This window comes from Campylobacter lari (genome assembly GCF_004357905.1).
Classification (GTDB): domain Bacteria; phylum Campylobacterota; class Campylobacteria; order Campylobacterales; family Campylobacteraceae; genus Campylobacter_D; species Campylobacter_D lari_D.
On the sequence record NZ_SMTT01000020.1, the window covers coordinates 1 to 1,500 of the forward strand.

Sequence of the window (1,500 nt, forward strand, 5' to 3'; positions counted from 1 at the left end):
AATGCATACTAGAGTATCGATAGTTTTTTATATTTGAGTTATTGAGGAATTTTAATGAATATTGATAATGGTTTAAAAACTTTTTTAGTTGAATTAAATAATATGTCTAGTTTTAAAAGAATTAAATATGATGGAGAATTATATAAAGGTGAAATTTCTTTTATTCAAGAAAAAATAAAACAAAAAGACACAGATTCAATTATAGAAGTTTGGAGGAAAAAAATTAATAGTAAAAAATTTGAACTTGAACATCCATTATATCCAAATATCAAAACAAGGGCAGTTTATAATATTTTTAATGGTAGAGCAGCTAATTATGTGTTTATGGTGGACAAAGATAATGAATATCCATGGATTTTTACTCAAGCTACTTGCTTAATTGATTATGCAATTGTTCCTGGCTATGTTATAAATATAGCAAGTCCATGGCCTTGCCATGGTGTACATATTTTTAAAGATATCAATCCTGATGAGTTAGTATATTCTGAGAAATCTATAGGTTTTACTATGGCCATGATTGCACCACAACATTTTACTTATTTTTTATATCAGTTTTTTATTCAAATGGACAAAAAAAATATAATTGATAAAAAATTTCCAATAGAATCTCGTCAATGTTTTTTTCTGTCCGAAAAATATATTCCAAACACAAATCCACAATTACATAAAAAAGATATTGTTTATTTATATCCAATGGGAATTGAAGCACAACATAGAAGAGAAGCTGAACACTTAATATACCAAGAATCTTTAAGAACTGTTAAAATTGCAGATAATGCAAATGAATTTGATTTAATTATTTGGCTTGGATTGAGTGCTTATAGGACTTGGATAGAACAAGAAGACGGAGTAAAAAATATAATTACAGAATTATCTAAGTATTTCAAAAAGATTAAAATTTATTTTAATGGCATTACTTCATATGATTCAAAGATTACATTAGAGCAACAGGATTTAGGAATTTATTCATCATCTTCTGAGCTTTTTGAAAAAATTAAAAATAAAATTAAAGAGATTCAAACTAATAATTTTTATTGTGAATTAATATCGTTGGATTCTAAAGATTATAGAACAAAAATTAGTTATTGCAATAATGTTGATATTTGTATATCAGAAGGCAATACTACCGGTATGGTTCCTTTTCAATTTTGCAAAAAACCAGGTGTTAATTTTATTGCTCCTCAAACTAACGGAGAGAAATTTGGTGTAGTTATTGATAATAAACATATATTAAAATCTTCATTAGGAGATAACTCCTATCATATGTCTTGGGAACATGTATTCAATAAGCTTGTTGATATCATATTTGATGTTAAAAAAGTTAAAATGGAATATATTAAAGAAATTGATGTAGAATTGCTTAAAAGACAGTATGAAATTAGTCAAGATATTAATATAATAATTCCTATGGAGTCGATATTTTTATATGAGGCTATCTGTGTAAAATTTAATAAAATGTTTCAAAATAAAGATTTAGAAGTAAAAAATAAAGATTTAGAA

General features: G+C 25.1%; 1 protein-coding gene. It reads left to right on the plus strand.

The window, feature by feature from the left end:
* Nucleotides 1-54 precede the first annotated feature (54 nt).
* Nucleotides 55-1,500 (plus strand): hypothetical protein (locus E2O22_RS07770; RefSeq protein WP_133319977.1); only part of this gene is annotated, 1,446 nt, incomplete at its 3' end.